This window comes from Algoriphagus oliviformis, from assembly GCF_017254915.1.
Classification (GTDB): domain Bacteria; phylum Bacteroidota; class Bacteroidia; order Cytophagales; family Cyclobacteriaceae; genus Algoriphagus; species Algoriphagus oliviformis.
Genome location: NZ_JAFKCT010000002.1, coordinates 1 through 26,707 on the forward strand (window position 1 = coordinate 1; position 26,707 = coordinate 26,707).

The 26,707-nt window shown below is 52.3% G+C and carries 21 protein-coding genes; 9 read left to right on the plus strand and 12 right to left on the minus strand.

Annotated features, from left to right (window positions below; all coding sequences use genetic code 11):
• Positions 1–523: 523 nt before the first annotated feature.
• Positions 524–1,705: an exo-beta-N-acetylmuramidase NamZ family protein gene (locus J0A68_RS05685; RefSeq protein ID WP_206577230.1), complete on the minus strand. Its 1,182-nt coding sequence runs from the start codon at positions 1,703–1,705 to the stop codon at positions 524–526.
• Positions 1,706–1,973: 268 nt separating this feature from the next.
• Between J0A68_RS05685 and J0A68_RS05690 the strand changes: the two genes are divergently transcribed.
• Positions 1,974–3,191: an ABC transporter permease gene (locus tag J0A68_RS05690; protein ID WP_206577231.1), complete on the plus strand. Its 1,218-nt coding sequence runs from the start codon at positions 1,974–1,976 to the stop codon at positions 3,189–3,191.
• Here the strand turns inward: J0A68_RS05690 and J0A68_RS05695 are convergent.
• The gene (locus tag J0A68_RS05695; protein WP_206577232.1) at positions 3,169–3,921 is read right to left on the minus strand and encodes a polyprenol monophosphomannose synthase; all 753 of its coding nucleotides are present in this window, start codon (positions 3,919–3,921) and stop codon (positions 3,169–3,171) included. The genes J0A68_RS05690 and J0A68_RS05695 overlap by 23 nt on opposite strands.
• An 82-nt stretch (positions 3,922–4,003) precedes the next feature.
• Here J0A68_RS05695 and J0A68_RS05700 point away from each other — a divergent pair, with 82 nt between their 5' ends.
• The 4 genes from J0A68_RS05700 to J0A68_RS05715 all read left to right on the plus strand — a co-directional run bounded on the left by J0A68_RS05700 (position 4,004) and on the right by J0A68_RS05715 (position 8,067).
• The gene (locus J0A68_RS05700; protein WP_317195091.1) at positions 4,004–4,900 is read left to right on the plus strand and encodes an ATP-grasp domain-containing protein; all 897 of its coding nucleotides are present in this window, start codon (positions 4,004–4,006) and stop codon (positions 4,898–4,900) included.
• A 439-nt stretch (positions 4,901–5,339) separates the two neighbouring features.
• A complete protein-coding gene (locus tag J0A68_RS05705; protein ID WP_206577233.1) occupies positions 5,340–5,888 on the plus strand; it encodes a hypothetical protein in 549 nt (182 codons plus the stop codon).
• Between the two features lie 932 nt (positions 5,889–6,820).
• Positions 6,821–7,216 carry a VOC family protein gene (locus J0A68_RS05710; protein WP_206577234.1) on the plus strand — a complete coding sequence of 132 codons (396 nt, stop codon included), beginning with the start codon at positions 6,821–6,823 and terminating at the stop codon, positions 7,214–7,216.
• Positions 7,217–7,326: 110 nt separating this feature from the next.
• Positions 7,327–8,067, plus strand: a complete 741-nt coding sequence (locus tag J0A68_RS05715) for an MBL fold metallo-hydrolase (protein WP_206577235.1) — start codon at positions 7,327–7,329, stop codon at positions 8,065–8,067.
• A 65-nt stretch (positions 8,068–8,132) separates the two neighbouring features.
• On the opposite strand, the gene J0A68_RS05720 is transcribed toward J0A68_RS05715, so the two are convergent.
• The 5 genes from J0A68_RS05720 to hisG form a co-directional block, all read right to left on the minus strand.
• A complete protein-coding gene (locus tag J0A68_RS05720) occupies positions 8,133–8,933 on the minus strand; it encodes a tetratricopeptide repeat protein (protein ID WP_206577236.1) in 801 nt (266 codons plus the stop codon).
• Positions 8,934–9,191: 258 nt separating this feature from the next.
• Positions 9,192–10,289: a bifunctional histidinol-phosphatase/imidazoleglycerol-phosphate dehydratase HisB gene (hisB, locus tag J0A68_RS05725; RefSeq protein WP_206577237.1), complete on the minus strand. Its 1,098-nt coding sequence runs from the start codon at positions 10,287–10,289 to the stop codon at positions 9,192–9,194.
• A 100-nt stretch (positions 10,290–10,389) separates the two neighbouring features.
• Positions 10,390–11,454 carry a histidinol-phosphate transaminase gene (hisC, locus tag J0A68_RS05730; RefSeq protein WP_206577238.1) on the minus strand — a complete coding sequence of 355 codons (1,065 nt, stop codon included), beginning with the start codon at positions 11,452–11,454 and terminating at the stop codon, positions 10,390–10,392.
• Positions 11,451–12,746: a histidinol dehydrogenase gene (hisD, locus tag J0A68_RS05735; RefSeq protein ID WP_206577239.1), complete on the minus strand. Its 1,296-nt coding sequence runs from the start codon at positions 12,744–12,746 to the stop codon at positions 11,451–11,453. The genes hisC and hisD overlap by 4 nt, the downstream gene beginning before the upstream one ends.
• 149 nt (positions 12,747–12,895) lie before the next feature.
• On the minus strand, positions 12,896–13,756 hold the full coding sequence (hisG, locus tag J0A68_RS05740) for an ATP phosphoribosyltransferase (RefSeq protein WP_206577240.1): 861 nt from the start codon (positions 13,754–13,756) through the stop codon (positions 12,896–12,898).
• 320 nt (positions 13,757–14,076) lie between these two features.
• On the opposite strand from hisG, the gene J0A68_RS05745 reads away from it, so the two are divergent.
• Positions 14,077–14,412 (plus strand): hypothetical protein, encoded by a 336-nt coding sequence (locus tag J0A68_RS05745; RefSeq protein ID WP_206577241.1) that lies wholly within the window; start codon positions 14,077–14,079, stop codon positions 14,410–14,412.
• On the plus strand, positions 14,400–14,624 hold the full coding sequence (locus J0A68_RS05750; protein WP_206577242.1) for a DUF2283 domain-containing protein: 225 nt from the start codon (positions 14,400–14,402) through the stop codon (positions 14,622–14,624). Before J0A68_RS05745 ends, J0A68_RS05750 begins: the two co-directional genes overlap by 13 nt.
• A 129-nt stretch (positions 14,625–14,753) precedes the next feature.
• Here J0A68_RS05750 and J0A68_RS05755 read toward each other — a convergent pair whose 3' ends face one another.
• The 4 genes from J0A68_RS05755 to J0A68_RS05770 form a co-directional block, all read right to left on the minus strand.
• A complete protein-coding gene (locus tag J0A68_RS05755; RefSeq protein ID WP_206577243.1) occupies positions 14,754–17,036 on the minus strand; it encodes a S9 family peptidase in 2,283 nt (760 codons plus the stop codon).
• A 104-nt stretch (positions 17,037–17,140) separates the two neighbouring features.
• Positions 17,141–17,695: a DUF5655 domain-containing protein gene (locus tag J0A68_RS05760; protein WP_206577244.1), complete on the minus strand. Its 555-nt coding sequence runs from the start codon at positions 17,693–17,695 to the stop codon at positions 17,141–17,143.
• A 110-nt stretch (positions 17,696–17,805) separates the two neighbouring features.
• On the minus strand, positions 17,806–18,801 hold the full coding sequence (locus J0A68_RS05765; protein WP_206577245.1) for an endonuclease/exonuclease/phosphatase family protein: 996 nt from the start codon (positions 18,799–18,801) through the stop codon (positions 17,806–17,808).
• Positions 18,802–18,882: 81 nt separating this feature from the next.
• The gene (locus J0A68_RS05770; protein WP_206577246.1) at positions 18,883–20,028 is read right to left on the minus strand and encodes an acyltransferase family protein; all 1,146 of its coding nucleotides are present in this window, start codon (positions 20,026–20,028) and stop codon (positions 18,883–18,885) included.
• Positions 20,029–20,263: 235 nt separating this feature from the next.
• On the opposite strand from J0A68_RS05770, the gene J0A68_RS05775 reads away from it, so the two are divergent.
• Positions 20,264–21,619: a S8 family peptidase gene (locus J0A68_RS05775; RefSeq protein ID WP_206577247.1), complete on the plus strand. Its 1,356-nt coding sequence runs from the start codon at positions 20,264–20,266 to the stop codon at positions 21,617–21,619.
• Positions 21,620–21,682: 63 nt separating this feature from the next.
• Here the strand turns inward: J0A68_RS05775 and J0A68_RS05780 are convergent, their stop codons facing one another.
• Positions 21,683–23,875 carry an adenylate/guanylate cyclase domain-containing protein gene (locus J0A68_RS05780; protein ID WP_206577248.1) on the minus strand — a complete coding sequence of 731 codons (2,193 nt, stop codon included), beginning with the start codon at positions 23,873–23,875 and terminating at the stop codon, positions 21,683–21,685.
• A gap of 168 nt (positions 23,876–24,043) precedes the next feature.
• On the opposite strand from J0A68_RS05780, the gene J0A68_RS05785 reads away from it, so the two are divergent.
• Positions 24,044–26,593: a family 20 glycosylhydrolase gene (locus J0A68_RS05785; protein ID WP_206577249.1), complete on the plus strand. Its 2,550-nt coding sequence runs from the start codon at positions 24,044–24,046 to the stop codon at positions 26,591–26,593.
• The last annotated feature ends 114 nt before the right edge of the window (positions 26,594–26,707 follow it).

The window sequence follows — 26,707 nt, forward strand, 5'->3', positions numbered from 1 at the left end:
TTCCCACATTCCCACACTTCTTGAAAATCTAAATAGGGATTTTCAGGTGTGGAAATATGGAAAACTCACGCCCTTCCTGTATACTTGACCTCAAACCATTCCTGTCCTAAAGATTGGGGAATGCTCATTTGTTTTCTTCAGCGATCTCAGCTTTGTCACAGGAGCATTCCAATTCTTGTGAATATGCCTGAAAGGACATTGAAATTAGTGTGAATATAAAAATTGCTGATTTCATTGAAAATGTAATTGGAAGCAGATTTGACCTCCACATTTCATACTTAGTATAAATTCTTTCTGTTGTAACGCTTCGGAATTGCAAATTCCGAAGAGCGGTGAGTAGTTGATAAATGGCTAAAGCCATTGACGAGATCGAATCGCCATGAATAGCCCCCGGCTTAAGCCGGGGGCTATTCATGGTTCGGATTTAAAATTCCAAGACCCCTAGTTCGGAATTGCAATCCCGAAGAGCGGGTACCTCAAAATCAGGCTTTGCCAATCTCAAATCTCAAATCTCAAATCCCCCTCACTTATAAATCAAATACTTCTCCCGCCTCATCTTGTACTGATCCAGTCCGGCCTTCCAGCTTTCGCGGATTTCGGACTCGGTCTTTCCGGCAAGGATCTGCTTTTTAAGTTCGTCGGTGCCGACTAGGGTGTTGAAGTAGTTGTTAAAAAACTTCTCCTTCATGCCTGACTTCGTGTACGCATCCAGGAGATAGCTCAAGGTGAAGTGATGATCCATGGATTCTCCCCTCAGATCCACGCCATAGCAGAGCTTGTCCTGAAGGGGCGGGGTCTTGGACATGCCGTCTATGCTGACGGGGGTAAAGGTGAAGTCGCCGAATTTGGGATCGGGATAGCCATAGACCTGGAAGGGGAAGTAAGTGCCTCTGCCCAGCGACACCACCGTGCCCTCAAAAAGGCAGGTGCTGGGATAGAGCTTGATCGCCAAGTCACTGGGCAGGTTGGGGGAAGGCTTTACGGGAAGGTTGTAGGGAGTCTGGTGCGTCCAGCCCGAGACCGGAATCACGGTGAGATCGGCCATGATGCCTCCCTTGAGCCATTTTTCTCCGTTGATCATCTGCGCCAGTTCGCCCACGGTCAGTCCATGGACGATGGGGATGTTGTGCATTCCGACGAAGGATTCGAACCCCTTCTTCAGCATGGGGCCATCGATGTAGTTGCCGTTTGGATTGGGGCGGTCGAAGATGATGACCTTTTTGCCCTGCTCGGCACAGGCCTCCATCACATAGTGCATGGTGGAGATGTAGGTGAAAAAGCGCGTTCCCACATCCTGGAGGTCAAAGATGAGCACGTCGAGATCGGCGATTTGGGCGGCGCTGGGTTTCTTGTTGTTGCCGTAAAGAGAGACTATCGGAAGCCCGGTCTTCTGGTCGATGCTGTTGTCCACCTTTTCGCCCGCATCCGCCGTGCCACGGAAACCGTGCTCGGGTACAAAGACCTTTTTCACCGCAATGCCTTTCTCCAGCAGAAAATCCACGACGTGCTTGTTGGCGGACTGGGGCAGGATGCTGGTTTGGTTGCCGACTAGGCCTACCTTTTTGCCCTCCAGCATAGGAAGGTACAGGTCTGGGCGCTCCGATCCGGTCAGAACGGTCTGTTGGGAAAAGGAGACACCCGTCGTGCAAAGTGTCAATGAGAAAGCCAAAAAGTAAATCAGGAATAAGTTTTTCATTTGCTTCATGCTATTTTGCGGGAAGATTTTGGAAGACGGGAGACAGAAGCCGCTACCGCCCCGGGAATCCCATTGACGCAAATTACTAGGATTATCCGATCCATTGCCACAAAGAGCGGTGTTAGTTGATGGGAGGTTGTGCCTTCGGCTTCGCGACTCTCGTCGCTCAGGTGCTCAGGCTGACATAGCGAGCGATCCTCAGTGGACTGTCGACCGTGGACCGTTGACCAAATTTATTGTCCTCAAAAAGTAAAAACATAAACGAAACAAAGCCCTTTTGAACCTTTCCTATTTCATCGCCAAGCGCATCAGTTTCAAGCAGGCCGGAGGGTTTTCGGGTACCATCCACCGCATCGCGGTCTGGAGCCTCGCCCTCGGGCTGGGAGTTTCCATCCTGGCATTCATGGTGTTGGGAGGCTTTCAAAACACCGTTTCCGAGCGGGTTTTTGGTTTCACGGGGCACTACCAAGTGCAGCGATTCCAGATGAGCAACGCCTTTGAAGAGGCGCCTTTTTCGCTCAACTCGGACTTTTTCCAAAACTCCCAGCAGCTCGACTTCATCACCAAAACCCAGTCCTTTGCACACAAGGCCGCACTGCTCAAGGGCGACGAGGAGGTCGAGGGCATCCTCATGAAGGGGGTGGGCCGGGATTTTGACACGCTCGCCTTTTCCAAATACCTCGTCGAGGGACGCATGCTCCACCTGCCGGACTCCGGCACGAGCAACGAAGTCGTCCTCAGCCGCGTGATCGCCAACAAGCTCCTGCTCAACGTGGGCGACAAGGTGACGGTGTATTTCGTGCAGAATCCGCCGAGATTCAGAAGGGTAGAGGTCGTGGGAATCTTTGAGACGTACTTGGAAAATTTTGACGAAAAGATCGTCATCGGCGAGCTCCAGACCATCCGAAACCTCAACGGCTGGACGGCCGACCAGATCGGAGGCCTGGAGGTCTTCGTGGACGATCCCAAGCAGACCGAGGCCTATTTCCCCCAAATCGAAAACGCCCTCGACTTTGACCTGAAGCTGGTCGAGAGCCGAGGCCGCTTTTTGGAGATCTTTGACTGGCTCACGCTGCTGGATACCAACGTCGTGGTCTTCATCTCCCTGATCGGCTTCGTCGCGATCTTCAATATGGGCGCGATCCTTTTCATCCTCATCATGGAGCGCACGCAGATGATAGGCCTGCTCAAGGCCCTAGGCACGAGAAATGCCCAGATCCGCCGCATCTTCTTCTGGAACGGGATGAAGATCCTCGGCCGGGGATTGATCCTCGGCAATGCGATCGGGATAGGGATTGGTTTTCTGCAGGACCGATTCAAACTCGTGCCACTGGACGCTGCCAGCTACTACATGAGCTATGTGCCGATAGAGTGGAACTGGCCGGTGTTTGTTTGGTTGAATATCGGGATCACCATCCTCACCGCCCTGGTGCTTTGGATTCCCGTGCTGGTGATCTCCCGCGTCGATCCGATCAAGTCAATCCGCTTCGATTGAGCTTGTAGGGGGAAAAAATACTTTTGATTTTCATCCAGATTACGCCGAGCACGGCTTCCTTGAAGATCTTGGGGCTCATCTTGGACGTCCCCTTGGTGCGGTCGGTGAAGATGATCGGCACCTCGATGATCTTGAATCCCAGCTTCCAGGTAGTGAATTTCATCTCGATCTGAAAGGCATAGCCGATGAACTTGATCTCATCCAGCTTGATCCCCTCCAGTACGGAACGGTGGTAGCACTTGAAGCCTGCGGTGGCGTCCTTCACCGGCAGTCCCGTGATGAAGTCCACGTACACGCTGGCAAAGTAGGACATCAGCACGCGTCCCATGGGCCAGTTGACCACATTCACGCCCGTGATGTAGCGAGAGCCGATGGCGAGGTCAAAGGCTCGGTCCTTCACGGCCTCGTAGAGCCGGATGAGGTCTTTGGGATCGTGGGAAAAGTCGCAGTCCATCTCGAAGATGAAGTCGTAGCTGCGCTCCAGGGCCCACTTGAAGCCGGCGATGTAGGCGGTGCCCAGGCCGAGTTTTCCCTCGCGCTCCATGAGGTGAAGGCGCTGGGGGTAGGAGGTTTGGAGGGATTTGACGATGGCTCCGGTGCCGTCGGGCGACCCGTCATCGATGATCAGGAGCTCAAAATCACCGGCCAGTCCCATCACCGCCTGCACCATGTCGCTGATGTTTTCCAGCTCATTGTAGGTAGGGATGATGACGAGTTTGCGGTGGCTCATGGCGGGTTTAAAGGCCAAAAGTAAGGTTTTGGGGCAATTTTTTAAGAGCGGTCTCTGTGAATTTTGCTTAAAAGCTAGTTTTGTGCAAAAAACGCCTATGTCCCTGCATGTCGCCATTGTCAGCTACCATTCCGTCGGTGCCTACGACACCGGCACGGTCAACGAAGACAAGATCCTTTCGTCCATCCTGAGCGGATTGGGTATCTCCCACGAGGTCACCGTCTGGTCGGACAGGGACTTGGACTGGAGCCGTTTTTCCCATCTGCTGATCAAGTCGCCCTGGGATTACTTTGACTACTACGTGGACTTTTTGCTTTGGATAGCCAAAATCAGGGCGCTCGGCATCCCCGTGCTCAACGATCTCGATACCATCCAATGGAACTCAAGCAAGGAATACCTGCTCGAAATTGCCTCCAAGGGCTTTCCAGTGGTCTCCGGACTCATCCTGGAGAAAGGCAGCCAGCCGGACTTAGCCCGGATCCAGGAGCAGGTCAAGGGCGACACCATCGTGGTCAAGCCCCTGGTCAGCGGTGGGGCAAAGAACACGCTGAGGATCCCCGTCTCCGACTGGGAAAATCAGTCGGCAAGGGTAGCCGAGCTTCTGCAAGCCGAGGACTTCCTTGCCCAGCCCTACATCCCCGAGGTGGCCGAGGTGGGGGAATATTCCGTGTTGTTTTTCAACGGGCAGTTTTCCCATGCCGTGCTGAAGACCCCGGCCAAGGCCGACTTCCGCGTCCAGCACTACTTTGGGGGGACTATCCAGGAGATACAGCCCAGCGCGGCGATGCTGGATTCCTGCCAGCGGCTTATGGATACCTTCGGAAAAGACACCCTCTACGGACGTGGGGACGGAGTGGAAATCGAAGGGGTCTTCCACCTGATGGAACTGGAACTGATCGAGCCTTACCTCTTTTTGGCTTTGTCTGAAAAAGCGATTCCGAACTACAGAGAGGCGCTGCGCAAGCGCTTGCTGGAGTAGGAGACGGGGAAGTGGGAAGTCGGGGAGTAGGAAGTACGGAAGTAGGAAGTCAGTTTGTTTTGGAGTAATTCTTCGAAAGCGGTTAGTCCAAAAGAACGAGCTTTTGGTTGGTGAGGGGATTTTCGCTAGGTGCTCATGACTGCGTCTAGCTGGAGGTGTTCTTTTGGTTTTTTTTCAACCAGATTTTAGAAGGGGAACTGGGTGGCGTGGACGAAATGGTTAATTTGGGAATGAAAAAAAGCGGGGAAGAAATCCTTCTTCCCCATAAACACGACACAGAGTAGGGAGCGGGACAAATACGAGGGTTATGGGCAAGATTTAAAATGACAGACGAACAGCAACGAACAGAAGAAAGAAATCTGCCCACAAAATCGTATAAAAGCAAAACTCTGGAGAGTGATGTGACAAACAGCAGTACTAGTGATAGAAGTTGGTTTTGGTGGAAAAGATTGTGGTCATAGATCCTTCACAAGCCCTATGCAAAGCCGCTTTTGAGGGATTAAAAAGAAAGACAATGAAGTACAAGAACTATAAATCAGCAATTCATAATTTTACTCACTCCTTCATTAGTGTTGATTATACGAGAAGTGGATGTCTAGCTGTGAATGTTTTAATTGATTTGTATAATCTTGGCCTTGACACTAAGTCAACTTTTGACTTTATAAGTAAGACAATTCTACCTAGACAAGCAGAGTCAGAAGAAAGTAATCAATTACTAAATGATTACTTGGAATGGCTACTAGATCATTTTGAATCACACAATTGCGACTTGAGTCAATTGGAAATATTAGAAGTAAGTATTTGGACTGACTTTGACAGGGCTATTTTTCCGACAGGAATGAATGACACAGGTGAATTTAAAATCAATGCTTTGACAAAATGGAAACCGCACGGACGAGAAGAAGAAACTATTGAGATTTCCCAGATTGAGTTAATTAAGAAGGATTTTTTGAAATTGAGAATTCCTGAGATGAAATATCGTGGCTAAAATATTTACGATTAGAAATATTTTGATTGGATTAGCTATAGCAATCTTCGATTTGATAGTCTATTTCGTTCTTGGTTTGTTGCTGATGAACTATGATGATTTTTATGATGCTAGTAAGGGCGAATATTGGAGTATGGAGAGTATGATCTTTTGGCAAAAAGTAAATTATATCGGTTTCAATCTTTGGATTTTCATTAACATTGTTGTAATTGGAATAGTGATCTATAGGGTTGTAAAAATAGTACAGAAAAGTGCCTTGCAACAATAATTGATACAGTAGATCCTGTACGGGATACGCACCATTTAAACGTTGATAGTAGTACTTCAGGACAATGACGATAGCTAGCATAGAGGAAAGACGACTGCCTTTTATGGTTATTACCAAAGCGATTAGGAGTGGTAACGAGCTTGGTTGGCGACAAAATGACGTCCTTGCCACAATTGAGGCCGCACGAAAATTGAAATTGGCAGTCACCGGTGGCCAAGTGCAATTGTTTTACCCGAGGGAACCTTTGAGCTGTATTGGTTGACATATGACCCGGACGAGAGACGAAAAGGAGAGAAATGGATTGATTACTGCAACAGGACAGCGGACGAGATGACAACTGGGTTTAAGACACTGGTCGCAAAAATAGACTTCGAAAAGGAAGCATTGGCTTCGTTCGACTTCCTCAGGGGTAAAAAAATGAAAGGAGCTAACATTGAGGATTACAGGGTTTTCATAATATACTTTGACGACATGGAGTCTGACTTGTGGTGTGGTGAATGAAGCACTTCTATCAACAACAGGCTATAACTTATTCGGCTGGACGGCTAACAGCAAACTTTTGTCTCCGTGTCCACTTTTGGTTTCGGTGGATAGGAAATTGATTCGATACTGACCTGAACTCAAAGCCCGAAACCGTCCACAGTAACTTTAAAAAACAAAAAAGATGAAAGTAACTCTCACAAGCATTCCAGTGCAAGACCAGGAAAAAGCATTGAGGTTTTATACCGAGAAACTGGGCTTTCTTAAAAAGAAGGACGAACCCTTAGGGGGTGGCAATAGATGGCTAACCTTGTTTGCGAAAGATTGGCAGGATGGGCCGGAACTCTTGTTGGAGCCTGGCCCCAACCATTTTGAACCATTGAAAGTTTTTCAAAACGCGCTGAAAGAAGCGGGGATTCCTTGGACGCAGTTTGACGTGGACAATGTGGATGCTGAATATGAGAGATTGACCGCGCTTGGTGTGGAATTTACCGTAAAGCCGACCGAAGAGGGAAAGGTAAAATATGCCATTATCAACGATACCTGCGGAAATTATATTCAATTAGTACAGGAATTGTAAAATCACCACTGCGAAAAAGGGCTATTCGTTATCGTCGAATGAACGTGCTTTTCTTCAGGAAATCCAAACATTTTTTTCCAAATTCGATTGATTACGAAACAGCTCTACAGATGAAAAAACTACTCTGCCTCCTTTTTTGGGTTCCCTTTCTTTCTTTTGGCCAAGACCAGATCCCTGCACAAAACGGGTCCATCGCCATACAGCCCATCCTACACGGGACTCTGGTGGTGTCCTATCAAGGGCTTACCCTCTACGTAGATCCTTATGGTGGTGCTAAAGGCTTCGAAGGACAGCAAGCTGCGGACCTAGTACTGATCACGGACATCCACGGGGATCACCACAATCAGGAGACGCTGGATGGATTGGAGCTGAGCCAAGCGACGATCATCGCTCCGCAGGCGGTCGCCGAGAAGCTTCCCAAGGACAAATACAAAGCCGTGGTCGTTTTGGCCAATGGCGCTTCCACCGACTTCTCCGGGGCTAAGATCACTGCCCTCCCCATGTACAATCTGCCCGAGACGGCCGACAGCCGCCATCCCAAGGGTAGGGGAAATGGCTATGTGGTGGAAATGGGCGGAAAGAAGCTCTACTTCTCGGGAGACACCGAAGACATTGCTGAAATGCGGGCTTTGAAGGGGATCGATGTGGCCTTTGTCTGCATGAACCTGCCCTATACCATGGATGTGGAGCAGGCGGCAAGTGCCGTGTCCGACTTCAAGCCCAAGGTGGTCTATCCTTACCACTATCGGGGAACAGAAGGCCTGAGCGATGTGGAAAAGTTCAAAACCTTGGTGAATGCCGCTGCGCCGGAGGTAGAGGTCAGACTGAGAAACTGGTATCCGGAAAATTGAGGGATCGTCCCTTCGACCAGCTCAGGGACCGTCTTTTCGATAGGTTTGGGGATCAGCTCGCCTTTTTACAGGCAATACTTCTCCAAGTGGCTTTCGGCGTAGTCGCTTCCTTTTTTGGCGGCTTCCTGGATCATCTGACAGCCTTCAGGGTTGCCCATGCGGGCGAGACAGATGCCTTTTTTGCCTAGGGCTTCGATGTGGTCTGGCTGGTTTTTCAGCACAAAGTCAAAGTCCTCTAGCGCCCAGGGCAGGTAGCCGATCTTCATCATGGCAAAGCCTCGGTTGTACCTGGCGACCAGGTTGTTGGGTTCTTTTTTCAGATAGGTATTGAAGGAAGCCGCGGCACCGTAGATATCCCCACGGCTGGCGCGGGCCATTCCGGTGTAGTAGTAGATCGGCGCAAACTCGGGATCCATCTTTTCGGCCTGCTTGAAGAAGAGCTCGGCGCGTTCCCAGTTTTGGATCATGAGCTGGCTGCGGCCGGTGAGGTAGATGATTTCGAAGTCCTCGGGATCCAGGCTAGCCGCCCTAAGGATGTGCAGTTCGGCCTCCCGGTACATTTCTTTTTCGAAAAGGATCTTGCCGATGGCTGCATGGGCTTGGGCATAGTTGGGGTCGATGTCCAGAATACTGCGGTAGTCGTCCATGGCCTCGCGTATCTCTCCCAGTTCCTCAAAGCAGCGGGCGCGGATGTGCAGGGACTTGACGTCGTTCACATGGAAAAAGAGCCGTCGATTGATGGCTGAGATGGCCCGTTCATAGCTTCCGTTTTGGTACATGGCCTCGATCTGGGCGGGGTCGGCAGCGCAGGAGAAAAGCAGCAGCGCGCATGAGATGATCGTAGCTATATTTAAAAATCGTTCCATGACTAAATAAACAAAAATGGAATCGAAATATAAAGTGGAGTGGGTTAAAAAATGTTCACTTCGACAAGCTCAGTGACAGGTTTGGAAGCAAGGAGGCAGGAGGTCGGGAAGTTGGAAGTCTATTACTTGGGGTTGCAAATTCCGAAGAGCGCAAAAAGCAAAAACACCTTCCCGATTTCAAGTCCGGAAGGTGTTTTTCTATCCATGTAGCCTCCTTTGCGAAGCTATGGGCTATGGACTAAAACAGCTATCAACCAGTCAAAGCACCCCCTTGGTGCTGGGAAGCTGGTTGATGTTTCGCGGATCGCGCATCACGGCCATCTTGATGGCTCGGGCGAGTCCTTTGAAAGTCGCCTCGATCTTGTGGTGCTCGTTGTCGCCTTCCACCTTGATATTCAGGTTGCACTTGGCCGTGTCGGAAAAGGACTTGAAGAAGTGGTAAAAGAGCTCTGTGGGCATGTCGCCGACTTTTTCCCGCTTAAACTCCGCGTCCCAAACCAGCCAAGGCCTTCCACCAAAGTCAATTGCCACGTTGGCCAGGGAATCATCCATTGCCAGGAGAAAGCCGTAGCGGTAGATGCCCTTTTTGTCTCCCAGTGCTTTCAGATAGGCCTCGCCCAGCGCCAAAGCCGTGTCCTCGATGGTGTGGTGCTCGTCGATGTGCAGGTCGCCCTTGACCTGGATCTCCAGATCGGTGCTGCCATGCTTGCCCAGCTGCTCCAGCATGTGGTCGAAGAAATGCAGGCCGGTGGAGATCTTACAGTTGCCGCTGCCGTCCAGATTGAGCTTGATGTAGATATCGGTCTCGGAAGTGGTGCGCTTCACCTCGGCCGCGCGGGGAGGCATTTTTAGAAAGTCGTAGATCGCATCCCAATCCGTGGTGGACAGTGCCGCATCCGGATTCGCGTCGCCGATGAAGATGGCTTTTGCGCCGAGGTTTTTTGCCAGCTGTACGTCTGTCGCCCGGTCGCCGATCACGTAGGAATTGGCGAGGTCGTAGTCCTCGGAGAAGTATTCGGTGAGCAGGCCGGTTCTCGGCTTGCGCGTTGGCGCATTTTCATGCTCAAAGGTCTTATCGACGTGGATGGCGGCAAAGGTGATATTTTCCTGTTCCAGCGTCTTGAGCATCTTGTATTGGGCTGGCCAGAAGTCTTTTTCGGGAAAAGAGTCGGTACCCAAACCGTCTTGGTTGGTCACCATGACCAGTTCGTAGTCGGTTTCCTCCGCGATCTTGCGAAGGTTGGAGATGGCCTTGGGCAGGAATTCCAGCTTTTCCAGGCTGTCAACTTGGTAGTCGGTGGGCGGTTCCTTGATGATGGTGCCGTCCCGGTCTATGAAGAGAACTCGTTTTTTCATGGTTGTATTTTTTGTCAACGGTCGACGGACTACAGTCCACGGCCGGCTAGTTAATTTTTTATGCTGCAAAGCGGTCGACTGTGGACTGTCGACTTTTCAACTATTTTTCAATTTTCAAATTCACCTTCACGAGCGCCTTGATGAGTACCTCGTTTTCTTCCCTCGTCCCAACCGTAATCCGCAGGCAATCCTCACAGAGCAGGACTTTGGCGCGGTTTCTCACGATCACTTTTTCCCCAATGAGGTCGTCATATACCTGCGTGGCATTTGGGATTTTCACCAAAAGGAAGTTGGCGTGGGAGGGATGGATCTTCTGCACAAAAGGCTGCTTTTCCAGCTCGCCTTGCAGAAACTCCCGCTCGTCGAGTATCTCACGGATCATGCGCTCCACTTTGCCTTTGTCCGCGATGGCCGCCAAAACAGTGTCTTGGGTAAGCCCAGAGATGTTGTAGGGAGGCTTGATCTTGTTCAGGATTCGGATGATCTCCTCGCTGGCAAAAGCCATCCCGAGACGCAGGGAAGCCAATCCCCAGGCCTTGGAGAAGGTCTGCATCACGAGCAGGTTTGGAAACTTGTCCAGCTCCGTAGTGAAGCTAGGCTCGTCGCTGAAGTCTATATAGGCCTCGTCCACCACGACCAATCCTTTGAAGTTTTGGAGAAGGAAAAGCACGTCTTCGCGCTTGGCCTTGTTGGCCGAAGGGTTGTTTGGAGAACAGATGAAAAGGATCTTGGAGTTTGCATCGGCGGCTTTCAATATCTCTTCAGGACGAAGTTGAAAATCTTCCGTCAGCGCTACTTTTCGGATCTCCACATCATTGATGCTGGCACTCACCTCGTACATCCCATAGGTGGGAGGCAGGAGGATGACGTTGTCTTTGCCGGGATTGCAAAAGGCGCGGTACAGCAGGTCAATCGCCTCGTCAGAACCGTTGCCCAAGAAGATTTGGCTGCTGCGAACTTCTTTGATCTTGGCGATCTCTGCCTTCAAGGCGCTTTGATACGGATCTGGGTAGCGGTTGAAATCCTGCTCGGTGATGGAGCCAAAAGGGTTTTCGTTGGCATCCAAAAAGACCCCTTCCTTGCCGGTGTACTCGTCACGGGCGGAGGTATAGGGCTGGAGTTTTGCGATGTGGGGACGCAAAAGTGAATTCAGGTCAAAGCTCATTTCTTTTTGCCTTTCAGGGAGTTGAGACGGATGGTGACGGCATTTTTGTGGGCTTGCAGCAGCTCATTTTCAGCCATGATTTCGACCACTGGGCCGATCTTTTTCAGGCCCTCCGCGGTGATTTTTTGGTAGGTGATCTTTTTCACAAAAGAGTCCAAAGACACGCCGCTGTAGTTGCGGGCGTAGCCGTAGGTGGGCAGGGTATGGTTGGTCCCGCTGGCGTAGTCACCGGCGGACTCGGGGGTGTAGTTGCCGATGAAAACCGAGCCTGCATTGACGATCCTGTCAACGACCTCTTCTGCGTCTTCTACGGCGATGATCAGGTGCTCGGGAGCATATTGGTTGATCAGGGCGATGGCGCTGTTGCGATCCTCCATGACCACTGCAGTGGAGTTGGCCAGGGCCTTGTAGGCGATGTCCTTGCGGGGCAAGTCCTCCAGTTGCTCGTTGATTTCCTTCAGGACTTTCTTGGCAAATTTCTCCGAAGGAGTCACCAAGACCACCTGGGAGTCGATGCCGTGCTCTGCCTGGGAAAGGAGATCCGCCGCGACAAAGGCCGGAACAGCCGTCTCATCCGCATAGACCAAGACCTCGGAAGGTCCGGCTGGCATATCGATGGCTACGCCGTAGCGCGTCACGAGCTGTTTGGCGGCGGTCACGTATTGGTTTCCGGGGCCAAAGATCTTGTCCACCTGCGGCACGCTGTCTGTGCCAAAGGTCATCGCGGCGATGGCCTGTGCGCCACCTACTTTGACGATTTTGGTAATGCCGATCAGATCAGCCGTAAACAGGATCGCTGGGTGGATTTTTCCCTCGCGGTTTGGCGGGGTGCAGAGCACGATCTCGGGGCATCCGGCCAGCTTGGCGGGGACGCCGAGCATCAGCACGGTGCTGAACAGGGGAGCAGTGCCTCCCGGAATGTACAGGCCTACGCGCTGGATTGCGACGCTTTTTCTCCGGCAAACCACCCCTGGCATCACTTCCTCCACCAGTTCGGGCGTGGCTTGCGCGGCGTGAAAGCGCTCGATGTTTTGCTTGGCAGCGACGATGGCTTCCTTGAGGTCCTTGCTCACCAAGTCTTTGGCGGATTGGATTTCCTGCTCGGAGACCAGGAGCGTTTCCAGGTGCACATGGTCGTATTCCTGGGCGAATTTCCGCAGGGCTTTGTCGCCGCTTTTCTCCACCTTTTTCAGGATGGGCTTGACGATCTTGTTGATCTGCTTGGTTTTATGTACTGGCCGGGCCAGGTTCTTTTTACACTTTTCGGGCGATGGGTTGACCAAGAGTTGCATAGGGTGTGGAAAATTTAAACTGTCCATATTTCTGTCAAAAATCCAAATTCCCAGAATTGGGGAAGGGGGATGGAAGACCGGAGACCGAAGACGGAAGTGTTGCGGAAATTGGGGTTTTCAGGTAGCCTTTTGTGGACTGTTGACTAGTATCAAATAACCATTTTTTCGATGGGAACGACCAAGATGCCTTCTGCGCCGGCGGCGCGGAGCTCCTCGATGTTTTCCCAAAACTGATCCTCGCTCAGTACGGAGTGGATGGACGACCAGCCTTCCTGTGCCAGTGGCAGGATGGTGGGGCTTCTCATGCCCGGGATGAGCTCGATGATGCGCTGGATGGATTCATTTGGCGCGTTCATCAGGACGTACTTGTTGCTTTTGCCTGTCTGGACGGCGTTGATGCGGAAGAGGAGCTTGTCCAGGATGGCCTTTTTCCAATCCGCGAGGTTCTTGTTTCCGATCAGTACCGCCTCGGACTTGAATACTTCCTCGACTTCCTTGAGTCCGTTCATCATGAGGGTAGAGCCGGAGCTGACGATGTCAAAGATCCCCTCGGCCAGGCCAATGCTGGGAGCGATCTCCACAGAGCCGCTGATTTCGTGGATTTCGGCGGATATGTTTTGGGCTTTCAGGTAGTCGCCAAGGATTTTGGGGTAGGAAGTGGCGATGTTTTTTCCCTCAAAATAGTGGATGCCGGAATAGTCTTGTCCTTTGGGGATGGCCAGGGAAAGCCGACACTTGGAGAAGCCGAGCTTCTTGAGGGTGTCCACGTCCTTGTCTTTTTCGACCAACTCATTTTGGCCGACGATGCCCAGGTCAGCCACGCCATCAGCGACGTAGCCGGGGATGTCGTCATCCCGGAGGAAAAGAAACTCAGCGGGGAAATTGGTGGAGGTGGACTTGAGTTTGCCCGTGCCGTTGTAAAATTTGATGCCGCACTCTTTGATCAGGCTGAGTGAGTCATCGGAAAGTCTGCCGCTTTTCTGCACGGCAATGCGGATAATCTGTTCCATGGGGACAAGTTACGCTAGGAAAGTTTTGGTTTCAGTAAAATTTTGGTGGAGTGCCGAATCCCTGTCATCAGCATCACCGGGTGGGTGTATAAAAGTCTTCCTCAGGAGGAATGATGGAAGTGATGCAGCAGGTAGGCGTGCTGTGCATTTGCTAAAAATCCAATATTTCTATTGTTGTTTTCCATTTCGGTTGGCAAAGTTAGCCGAGGATTGAAAAGAAGCAAGTTTTGCGGGGAAATTGTTGCGGAGGTTTGGAGTTAGGAAGTGGGAGGCGGGCCAGGTTTCTGAAAGGTTTTCTGAATTTGGCGCTGCTCTTTCTCGTGAAAAAATCTGTATTTTCAGATATGCAGCGGGTTCTTTCGATCGGCCAAGTTTTGATTCGTGTGCCGGACGAGCGTTGGGAGCATATTGGTTTGGGACATCCAGAAATGCTGAAACTTAGGGCGGAAGTGATGGAGACACTGAGCTTTCCGGACTTTGTGTATGAGGGAAACAGCCAAGAAAAGATCGCTGTAAAGGATTATTTGAGCAACTTGGGGACGTTTATCGTTGTTGTTTACAGGGAAACGAGTCAAGATGATGGATTTCTGATTACCTCATTTTTGGTATCGAAACTTGATCGACTTAAAAAGAAAAGATTGCTATGGAAGCGATAGAATACATGGATATCAAAGTGGTTTTGCCCTATTTTCTAAAACACAAAAATGTGTGGACTAGCTACGACGAACAGGCGGATGTTCTCTACGTGCGCTTTAAGGAAAACGCTGTTTCAGACGATTCGGAAATGACCGACGACGACCTGATCATTAGGTATGAGGATGGAGAAGTCGTGGGCATTACCGTTCTAAATGCCAGTAAGAGAAAGTAGGTGCGAGAGAAAGAAATGCGAAGCACGAGCTACGGCGGACGGGCTGCGGAGAGTCGTTTGCATTCCCGATTACCTCGTGTTTCGTACTTCGTAAATCGTAGAATCTTGCTATTAGATACCAAATACTTGCTACTTCGCTTGCAGCTGATAGTGCCGAATTGGCTTTTCTCCCATCAAGTGCTCGATGAAGTAGTCCCAGCGCTTTTTGGTGAAATAATCGCCCGGAGGCCGTCCAAAGCTATGGTTTCGGCTGGGCCAGATGAAAAGGTCAAAGTCCTTTCCAGCTTTGATGAGATTTTCCGCCAGCTTAAAGGTGGCCGAGGGGTTGACGTTTTCGTCCACGCCGCCATGTGCCAAGAGCAAATGTCCCTTCAGGTTGGCCGCATTGGTGATGTTGGATTGCTCGTGGTAGTAGTCGCCGACCGGATAGCCCATGTACATCTCCGGCCACCAGGCTTTTTCCATACGGAAATCATGGTCTCCTGCGGAAGCCACGCCGACCTTGTAAAAGTCCGGGTGCAGCAGCATCGCACGCCCAGCATCGTATCCTCCCGCGGAGTGGCCAAAGATGCCGACTCGGTCGATGTCGATGAACTTCTCTTTTTTCGCCAGCTGCTGTATCGCCACGACATGGTCCGTGGTGCCGTCACCGAGGTTGCGGTAGGATACATCCGCAAAGGCCTTAGACCTTCCCGCACCGCCCAGCCCGTCCACGGTCACCACAACAAAGCCAATCTCGGCTGTGGCCTGCTGGTGGCCTAGAATGGCTGATTTGAAGGTTTTTGGCGCGGTGGAGGTATGCGGGCCCGTGTAGGTGTAGTCGATGACGGGATATTTCTTTTTGGCGCTGAAGGTAGTCGGGAGGAAATACACCCCCTGGATCTCGGTCTTGCCATCCTTGGCTGTGGCGGTGAAGGGCACCGGCAACTTATAGCCTCGCTTGGTCAGGTTGCTGATGTCGGCCTCGGAGATTTGATGGATGGGTTCGCCCGTCTTCAGGTCGATCAGGACAGACTTGGTCGGCTGATTCGCTGCGGAATAGTTGTCCACGGCAAACTTCCCGTCGGGGGAAATGTAGAGCTCGTGGTAGGCGTTTTCAGGCGTGAGCAGCTGCAGATCCGAGCCGTCCAGATTGACCCGGTAGAGATGGTTGAAGTAGGGATTTTCTCCCGCCTCTTTGCCCGACGCTTCGAAATAGACCAGGCCATTCTTCTCGTCCAGGTAGCTTAGCTTGTTTACCACAAAGTCCCCCGAGGTGATGGGGTGGACTTCCTTGCCGCTGTTCCAGTCGTGGAGGTAGAGCTGGTTCCAGCCGGATTTTTCGGAGCTGATGATGAACTGTCCGTTTTCCAGCCTTCGAAAGGCGTTTTCCCGGTTGATGTGCGTGGGAGAGGACTCGGAGTAGATCTGCCGGCTTTCAAGGCTTTCGCTGTCGATCTCCAGCAGTTGGAACTCCTTGAAGCCTCTGGGGAAATGGAAGCCGTTCAGCTTTTTGCTGTCTTCTGACCAGCGCAGGCTGACACCGATGAAGTGGGGGGAAGCATACGCGGGCAGTTTTTTCTCGGTCTTTTTCTCCAGGTCAAAAACCACCGGAATGTACATCACCACCGTACTGTCGCCGGGAGAGCCCCGATAGTAGGATAGCAGCTCGGGACGGAACTTTTCGTCCTTGCTGAAGTCCAGCAGGTACATCTTTTCCGCCAGGCGCAGGTCCACGATCTGCGTATGGATTTTTTTGGAGTCGGGTGACCAGTTGACGTTGAAGTGGGCGGGCCTTTCCCCGTTTTCCCCGATCATGAGATCGCTCCAGCCGTAGTAGGAGGCGTATTCGAAGTTCTTTCTCCCGTCAAAGCTCAGCTGCGTTTCCTCGCCGGTGGCGAGGTTTTTCACAAACAGGTTGTAGTCGCGGGTGAAAGCTTTCCACTTTTTGTCGGGAGAAAAGGACTCCATCTCGTTGCGCTCGGACATGGGAATGGCTTCCAGGGAGTCGTTGTCCGTGTTCCAGATCCAGTTGTGGCTCCTCCAGACAAAGGTGACTTTGCTGCCGTTGCTCATCGATACCCGCTCGATGGGCAAGTCCCGGGGATCGATGGTTTCGCCGGTTTTGGCGCTGAGTAGATTGGCGAGTTTTTCGTGGTCAAAAGCCACTTTGGTTTCCGGTGTTTGGGTGTTGGTCCGGAAAAAGCGCTTGCCCTCGGCGGTGTAGGCCGAATGGACGAAGGCCCGGCTTCCCTCTGTCCAGGAGGGGACGACTTCCAGGTGATAGACCTCTTTTTTGATGGAATTGAGCAGGAAATACTCCGCGCGGTGGTAGGTGTCTTCGGTGATTTGGGCGCTGGTTTTTTGGGAAAAAGCCAGGGTCATCATCAGGGCGAGGAAGGAAAACAAGTGGCGGAATCTCAGGCTGTTCATGAAGTCGTGGGTCAGGCTCAAGCGATGAAAATAAGCAAAAAGAAAAAGGGCCTGCGCTGTTTTTGTACAAGGCGGCCCTTTTTCGTGTAGAAGGGAAATTGCTGCTACCCCACGGCATCGTAGGCTTTTTGGAGCCAGTCCAGCAGTTCGGGATGGATCTGTTCTTCGTGGTTGATGACCACCTTGTGGCTGCACATGGCGTTGGATTTGGTCTCCAGTTCGAGGATTCCCTCGGAGGGATGGCCCTTGAGGTTGATGCCGATTTCGTAGCGGGTTTTGGTCGCGGGTACGAGCATGGCAAACTGCTTTTTGCGCTTTACGCTCACGTAGGCGTTTTTTGGGACAAAATCCACGTCTTTTCCCAGGGCGGCGATTTCCTTCCTCAGCTTTTCGTAGATCGGCCAGAAGGATTCCTTGCCCACATACTGCTTTTTCACGAGCTCGTCCTGATCGTCGGCAGAGCCCGCATCGGACTTGAGGGCTTTGTGGGCGACGAGATTGGCAAAGCCATGGGTGAAGGCATGTTTTTCCTTGAGGAATTTGAGAATTTCGCCATGCTTCTGGAGCTTTTCCTGGGCTACGACAGCGATCCACTCATCGAGGGTTTTCCCGGTGTTTTTGTGGAGGTTGTCGATCATGGTTTGGGTGGCTTGGTCCATGGTTTTTGTCGATTGAAAGATGGTTACATTTTGGAAGAATCGCCCGCCAGTGTGCCGGTAAGGCAATTCCGCTTTTCAGGCTCTTGATTCTAGTTACTTGATACTAGATACTACAATATCTCTATTTCCGCCAAAATAGGGTAGTGGTCGGAAGCTTGGATCAGGGGACTTTTTAGGCTTTGGATGAGGGGATCGTCTTTTTCCAAAAATGGATTCCAAACTTGCCCCTTACGCACGTTGATCCCCCTGCTCACCAGGATATGGTCGATGAGGACGTTAAACTGGTCGCCGGTGATGCGGTCTCTGTATTTTCCCGAGTAGGGAGTCCAACCGTAGGCGTTCAGCTTGGGCTTGGGGAGTACGGAGCGAAGGATCCACTCGGGCTGCCAGGCATCGCCGAGGAGTATTTCCACGGCGCTCTTGGAAAATCGGTTTTCGTAGAAATCCAGTTCAAACCCGTCATTGATGTCGCCCATCACGATCACGTTTTGTCCCTTAGACAGGTAGTGGTCGCAGCGCTCCCGGATGTGCATGCATTCGCCGAAAAGCTTGAGCCGGTCGCGCTGGGATATCTGTTCGAAGCGTGCGTAGTCCACCTTGTCAAAGATGCCCTTGGACTTGGTATGTGCGATGATGACCCTGGAGATCAGCTGGTCGTCCATTCCCAGGATGCTGAGCTCGAGGGGAGGCCGGTAGTGTCGGTATTGCTCTTTGATCAGACGGTTGGTCGTGTCCATGAGGAAGGGCTCGTTGAAGCGTTCCCCTTCTTTGGTCTCGGGAGTGAAGAGCACCTTCAGCTTGGTGCTGTCGTAGAGAGCGGCGAGCTCCTGTTGCCCGGAGGATGGGAAGCCGTGTACGGCTGAAAAAGAATGGCCGGGGATAAACTCGTCCGCCCAGGCGATGAGCTGGCCGGAGCTGGTCTTGGCTCCACTGACGAGCGTGTCCGGCCCTTCTACGACTCCCAGAAAGTCGATTTGCAGGGCTTGGACGATGTCCGCCAGCATTTTGCTGCGCTTGCCGTCCGCGCCGGTAGTTTTGGGTGATCCGTCGGTTTCGAAGAGGTTTCGCATCCACTCCATGTTGTAAACGGCGATTCTGAGAAGCATAGAAAAAGGCTTTTGAGGTAAAACAGTAGTTTAATTTACCATTTTACCCCAAAAGCCTTCCGGTTAGCGGGCGATTTTATGCTAAAGTTTGATGTAGATCTTTTTGCGGTCCATCCACCAGCCGATCAGCCAGATCAGCACCATGTAGGTCAGGGCGAAGAGAAAAGAGGCGTTTTTGGGACTCAGCCAGGAGGTGTAGGCGCTGTCGTAAACGAGGGCGCGCAGACTGCTTTCCCCCACGGGGATCATGGAAAGGATGTCCATAATGATCCATGCCAGGACGTAGAGCATGAGCGGATTTCGCCCAAAGACCACAAAGAAGTAAGTCCATCCCTTGCTGCCTTTCACCTCGACGAAGAAGACCAGCCCCGCCAGAATCAAAAGGTCCCAGCCTACGGTCAGCAGCACGTAGGAGCTGGTCCAAAGCTTTTTGTTGATCGGGAAGGCGAGGTCCCAGGCGTAGGCCCCTGCGATCAGGACCACCCCGGCGATGAGCAGGATCTGCACGGTGTGGACGGTGTTGCCTTTGCGCTGGATCATCTTGCCCACGAGGTAGCCCGCGATCACGTTGACGATGGAGGTGAGGGTGCTGAGAAGGCCCTCGGGGTCAAAGGGAAGGCCTTCGCCCATGTAGAGCCTTTCGGCGCCGATGACGATGAGGTCAAATTTTGTCGCCGCGTTAGTGGTCAGTGAGTAGGGGTCGCCCGCGTCGCCAAAGAAATACAGGATAGGCCAATAGAGCAGCAGGGCCGCAATGCTGAATATCCAGCCAAGTTTTTCCCCGCCCCAATACAGGATCAATGCCGCAAAAAAGTAACATAGCGCGATCCGCTGCAGCACACCCAGGAGGCGCACTTCGAGGAGGTTTTTCCAGATCACCTCGCCATCCGGGCCCAGGTCGTAGAAGGGAAAGGCGTTGAGCAACCAGCCGACCAGGAAGATCAGCAGGGTGCGCTTGATGACTTTTCGGTAAAATTGCCCCGAGGGCATTTCATTGAGCTTTTTCATGGCAAAGCTCATGGCGTTGCCGACTACAAAAAGGAAGGTGGGAAACACCAGGTCAGTGGGGGTGAAGCCATGCCAGGCGGCGTGGGCTAGGGGTGCGTAGAGCGCGTTCCAGCTGCCGGGCGTGTTTACGATGATCATAAAAGCGAGGGTCATTCCCCGAAAAACATCCAGAGCAAGATATCGGTTGCTCAGGACTTTGGCTTGTTGGTCGATGGACATAGGTGGTTTTTTTGGTAACACGTCGAACTCAAGATACAGCGATCAGCAAGATATCAAGGAACAATACCTATAAAGGGGCGAAATGCGGGAAAAGGACTATCGGGAAGTTGGAAAAAATGCGGCTTGCAGAAATTACTAAAATTTCCTTTGGGGAAGGATTCAGGTGGAAGGCCGGTTTTTGCTAAATTAAATAGATTTTAACGTATTGATTTTTAACTGTTTAAATTTTTATGCCATGAAAAATGTATTGATACTGATTGTTTTGATGGGGCTTTTTTCCTGCAAGGTCTCCAGCCCCCAAGCCACCATCAACGAGGTCAACAAAGCAGAAGAAAGCCTGATTGCCGGGAGCTACATCGTCGAGTTGAGGGAAGATATTTTTGTGCCTATTCTGTCAGAGGAGCAATATATCAACGCCGAGGAAAAAGAGGAGGAAATATTGTACGCATTGGAAATCAAGAAGAAGGAAAAGATCCGGAATTTCGCGTCCGAGTATGGGATTGAGATTAAGCCGGGGGATTTTCTTCTGTACGCTTCCTCGGGATTTTATGCGGAGAATTTGACTGCGGAGACTGTGGGAAGGCTGGCTAGGGACACGGCAAACGTCCTGTCAATCCAGCAAGATTTCACCCTACAGGACATACGGGCAAGGATGCAGGAGACGGGCCCCTTTCCAGAAGACATACGGGCGCGAATGCAGGCGTCTTGGGGATATGACACCATCGGCTTCACAAGCAAGGCAGTCAAGTATGTGGGAGGTGGGGCAAATCCGGTGAGCACCCTCCGGAAGATCTGGATCATAGACTCCGGTATAGATGCCAGCCATCAGGACTTGAAGACCCAGTTTGCTTCTGGCCTGGACTCGTCCTGGGTGTCTTCTAGTGTGGAAGAACGAAACCCCAAGATAGACTTCATAGGACATGGCACACACTGCGCGGGTTTGGCGGCTGGAAAGGCCTTCAACCAAAACCAACCCAATAACCAGAATCTGATCGGAATGAACGGAGTGTCTCCCGGCGCCCAGTTGGTGTCGCTCAAAGTGTTTGCAAATGACAGGACGGCAAAGTGGAATTGGATCAAAAAATCACTGGACTACGTCGCCAAGTATTCTGGAAAAAAAGATGTCGTGTCCCTTAGCTTGGGCGACTTCGTCAGTAATTGCAACAGTCATGGTATCCGGCCTGTGCTGGAGAAGCTGAAAGGGAAAGGGGTGTTTGTCGTGATGGCCGCGGGCAATGGGAATGGAGGCATAGGACAAGACGGCGGTGACTTTCTGCCGGGATGCATCTTTGGGATCGACGGAGTCTTCACTATTGGCTCCATGAGGATTGATTTTGACTTTCCGACCATTCCCAATTCCTTTTCCATCTTTTCAAATTTCGGGGCGAATGTCGCCTTTGTTGCTCCTGGCGAGATGATTTTTTCGACCTTCCCCAATGACACCTACTCTGTCGCCTCTGGCACCTCGGCCGCTACAGCGATAGTGGCGGGGATCATCCATGCCAACGGTGGGATTCCTGGGCAGATGACCGAGAAAGTCCTTGGACCTCCCGGCACGACCTCCTATCCCATCCCCAAGCGGAATCCTTAGGGCCGGAGGCTGTTTGATAGAGATAGCGCAATTCGCGGAAATGCGGCGGGAGCGGCTTCAGGACTATTTTTCCCGCTCGAGGGAACTGGGCTGGAGCGCCGACCTAGTCTCGTCGAGCTCAGCCCGGATTTTTCCCAAGATCTTTTTGTAGCGTTCGTCGTCTCTAAGTTCTTGGAAAATGGGGTTGTGCTCCGTAAAGAAATGATCTCTCCAGCCGCGCTCAAAGGCGATCTCCAGGTACTTCATGGATTCGGAAGGTCGGGCTCTGACCGCATAGATCGTGGCTAGATCCAAGGCGAGGTAATAGTCTTCATAGCCGAGGCTGATGGCTTCGGTTTTCACCTGGGTGATTTCATTCAATATCGAATCGGCAAGCTTGTGGTTCCCAGCCTGCTCCAGAAGGTAGGAATAGGCGATCGGGACGGAGGTGTATTTGGGATAGTGATGTCCATCGTATTCAGCCAAAACTCGCCGGAAATAGTGTAGGGCAGAGTCTTTTTGGTCGAGATAAAAATAGATGTAGCCCAGTTCTTTGTCCCCGTAGTCGAGGCCGGAGATTTTCTTGGCCCGCTGCAGCGCCTTTTCTCTGTTGCCCTCTTCCAGGTAGGCGATGGCACTCAGCTCGTAGGTGGTCGGGTTTCGGTTTTGTTCGAGTGATTTTTCAAACCAGAAATGTGCCTGCTCAAAATCGCCCAAGATTTTGTAGATCCAGCCGAGGTTCTGATAGGGGAGGTAAGATTTTGGGCCGAGCTGGATGGATTTTTTCTGAAGTTCTATCGCGTCCAATAGTCTGCCCTGCGCAAAGTGGATGGAGGCCAAGTTGCCTATCGCCTCGCTGAAATTTGGATTGTAGGAGGTGGCAATGTCGAAGGCGTTTGCCGCTCTGGAGATTTCACCCAAGTCGTAGTAGGCTGCTCCCCGCGCGCTAAATCCCTCGGCAAGTTTGGGTTCCAGCTGCAGCGCCTTTTCACTCATTGCTAGACTGCGGTCATACCAGGAGCTGTCGGGGTGGTTGAAGCCCATTTGGTAGTAGGTCTTGGCCAGCCAAGTGTAGGCCAAGGCATAGTTCTGGTCTAGTCGGATGGCCTCTTTGAGCAGTGCCTCGGTGGCCAGTAGGCTGGAGTCGTCGTAGTGGCGGTAGAGCTCTTTGGCCTTCAGCAGCAAATCATAGGCCTCAGGATTGGCAGTCTCGCCCTTGCCGATCTGCGTGGCTTCCTCTGCAGTAAGCCTGGCGTCGAGCACGCGGGCGATTTCTCGGGCGATGTCGTTTTGAAATTGCGGGATTCCCTCACCCTCTCGAATGTAAGTCTCCGTCCAGATGTTTTTGTTGTTTTCCACGTCCACGAGCTGCAGGTTGATCCTCACTCCGGTGGCGAGCTTCTCTACTGAGCCTCGCAGGATTGTGCTGACTTTCGTCACCCCCGCCACCGAGTCCAGCGGAATGTCGGGATCCGAAAAGGACTTCATCGTGGCATAGGAGATTGTCTTGATCGAGCTGACTTTGGCGATTTGGTCGATGAGGTTTTCCGTCAGCGCATTGGGGAAATATCCGAAATCTTCGCCACCCAGGTTTCGGAAAGGAAGGACAGCCACAGACTTGTCTTTTTCCCAGGTCCCCTCACCCGAAAACACAGAAAACATCAAGGCTCCGAAGAGCAGTACAATCGCCGCAATCCCAATTCTGTACTTCCAGGGATTTCTTTTCTGATAGCGGATATTGCCCAGGATGTCGGAGCGCTTGGGTATTTCCAAGGGGGCGTTGGCTAGGGCATAGAGTTCAAGGCTGTGGTCTACGTTTTTGAGGTCAAATCCGCCCAGCTTGACGGTCTGGAAGCCTCGCTCTTTGGATATCTCCCCGCACACGCGCTCGGAGAAGACCACGCTGCCGGGTATGCAGACACTCTGGATACGGGAGGCGACGTTGACCGCGTCCCCGAACACGTCCCCATGGTCAAAAATGACCTCGCCGGATTGCAGACCGATCCGCAGCTGGTAGTGGGCAGCTTCTTTGCAGCGCTTTTGGATTTCCAGGCTGGCGTTTACCGCATCGATGGACGATTGAAAGACTGCCAGTATTCCGTCGCCAAGCTCCTTGATCAGCTTCCCCTTGTAGAGGGCCAGAATCTCCTGATGCAGCCGCAGGTTTTCCTTCATGAGGGCAAAGGCCGCATTCTCGTCTTTGCCCATCAGCCGGGTGTAGCCGACGATGTCGGAAAAATATACCGTAGAGGGTCTGCGGTTTAGTTCAGCCTGCATAAAAGTGGTTGCCTAATACGAAATAATATCTGTCATCCGCTCTATAAGCTAGTGATTTTTAGCATACTATAAAAAATGGAAAGGAGGTTGGCTAGCCCATTTTTGCCGCTTTGGGGTATTTTCTGTAAGCTTTATGTGCTTCTATCTGGTTTTGTCCCACTGCCCTTGATGAAAAAAACGCTACTCTCCACCTTTCTTCTGCTGATCTCCTTCGGGTTTTCGCAGGCTCAGGTTTCCGCTTCCTGGAAGCTGCTCGAAAACCACTTTACCGAAGCTCCGCACCACTGGGCGGAACTTGTGCTCAAAAATACTTCCGGCAAAAAGATCGACTCAGGCTGGAAGCTGTACTTCAACACCGTTTTCCTCTCGGTGAATGCCGAGGTGAAAAATCCCGGACTTGGCATCACCCATCTTCAGGGAGACTTCTTTGTCTTGGAAGGACAATCCCCCGCCTTGGCAGCGGGAGAGGAAGTGAGGATTGAGTATCGGTCTGCGGAGCCCTATTTGAAAAACTCCTACGCGCCTGAGGCTTTGGTTTTCCTGCGGTCGGATGGAAGCCATTTTGAAGTGAAAGATTATCAGGTGCAGGAGATCAGTAGCGACGGATTGGCAGAGATGGCCAAAGACACGCCCCTGCCCATTCCCACGGGAGAACTCACCTATGAAAGGAACGAGGGGCTGAGCCTGCTTCCCGAGGACGCGCTTCCCCCGTTTTTGCCCAGTCCAAAGTCTTGGCGGTACACCGGCGACCCATTGCGCATCAAAAATGCGGCTTTGGCGGTATCCGATATCCCCGAGTTTGCCAAAGAGTCCAAGTTTCTCCTGGAGGCCCTCGGCAAGGGCTACCATCCTCGCATAGATGCCGCTGAAGCGCCGGTTCAGATCCAGCTAGAGAAGGTGTCCGGCCTGCCAGACGAGGGCTACCGCCTGAGTATCCGGGATAGAAAAGTGCTGATCTCGGCCTCCCAACCCCAAGGCGCTTTCTATGGCGTGCAGTCGTTTTTGGCCATGATGCCCGGGGAATTTTGGAAAGAAGCCAGTGGGCAGCTCATACTACCGCAGGTAGAGATCGAAGATGCGCCCGCCTTTGGCTATCGGGGCTTCTTCCTGGATGTAGCCCGGAATTTTCAGCCTAAAACCCAAATCCTAAAAATCCTCGACATGATGGCTTTTTACAAGCTGAATGTCTTCCACTTCAACCTTGCCAACGACGAAGGCTGGAGGCTGGAGATCCCCGGACTACCCGAACTGACGGAGTTTGGTGGACGCAGGGGCTTTTCCACCGACGAGGCGGAGTTTCTGTGGCCGTACTACGGTTCTGGTGCAGATCCATCCAAGAGTCCCTCCGGCACGGGCTTTTATACCATCTCGGAGTTTCAGGAGATTCTCCGGTACGCGCAGGCCAGGCATATCGAGGTCATTCCCGAGTTTGGCGTTCCCGCCCATTCCCGGGCTGCCATCCGGGCGATGGAAAAGCGCTACCGGGCTCTGATGGGCGAAGGGAGAGAAGAAGAAGCTTTGCAATACCGACTGGCCGAGGACGATGACCAGAGCAAGTACCTCTCTGCGCAAAACTTCAAGGGGAACACTGTGTGCGTGTGCCAGGAGTCGGTATATACTTTTTATGAAAAGCTCGTGACCGAGGTACAGGGCATGTTCCGAGACGCGGGAGTGGATTTGAAAAACTGGCACACCGGAGGCGACGAGGTCCCTCGTGGCGTGTGGACGGCCTCGCCGGTCTGCAACGAATTCATAGCTGAAAACCCGGACATCCAGCAGCAAGACCTGAACGACTACTTTAGAAGCCGGGCGGCGGAAATCCTGAAGAAACATGGTCTGCAAATGGGGGGCTGGGAGGAAATCGGCCAAAGCCATCAAGGGGAGACCGTGGTACCCAACCCGAAATTTGCCGATCAAAACTGGAGGCTCTATGCCTGGAATGCCGTAGCTGGCTGGGGTGGGGAGGACATGGCCTACAAGCTGGCCAATGCGGGCTATCCCGTGGTCATCTGCTCCAGCGCCAACTTTTACTTTGACCTGGCCTATGACTGGGATCCCGATGAGCGCGGCCATACCTGGAGCGGAGTGACGGACCTGTATCAGTCTTGGAAGACGGTCCCCGGGAAGCTCTACCTCTCTCACGACCTCACCATAGAGGGCAAGGATTGGGATTGGACTGCGGTCGGCAGCAACTTTACCCGTCTGACGGCGGAGGGACGCGCCAATATCCTGGGCGTGTCGGGGCAGGTATGGACGGAGACCATCAAGGGCACCGAGATGCTGGAGTACTATATTTTTCCAAAAATGCTGGGCTATATCGAGCGGGCTTGGGCTGGCGACCCGGCCTGGTCAGACGCGGACACGGAGGCTGGGATGAGGGCAGCCAGAGAAAGCGAGTGGAATGTGTTTGCGAACGCCGTAGGCCAGAAAGAACTCCCCAAGCTTGAAGGCATGTTTGGGGGATTCGCCCATCGGGTTCCCAAGCCGGGCGTGGCGGTCCGTGACGGGATGATCTTTGCCAACGTGCAGACGCCGGGACTGATCATCCGCTATACACAAGACGGCTCTGACCCGACCGCCAGCTCGCCGATCTACACCCAGCCCATTCCCAAAAAAGGCGGGGAGAAGTTTCGCGTTTTCACCCGCTCAGGAGCCCACGGAGGGCTGCTGGAGCTGGATCGGGAGCAAAAGACCATTGACGGAAGGGAACTGGAGTAGTGAGCGCCGTTGCGTTTGGACTGGGAAATGGGTGCAAAAGGATTTGCACCCATTTTTTTGTCCCACCCGAAATTTCAGCACGGGCCAATTGGGATGGGGAGGAGCCGTAGAAAT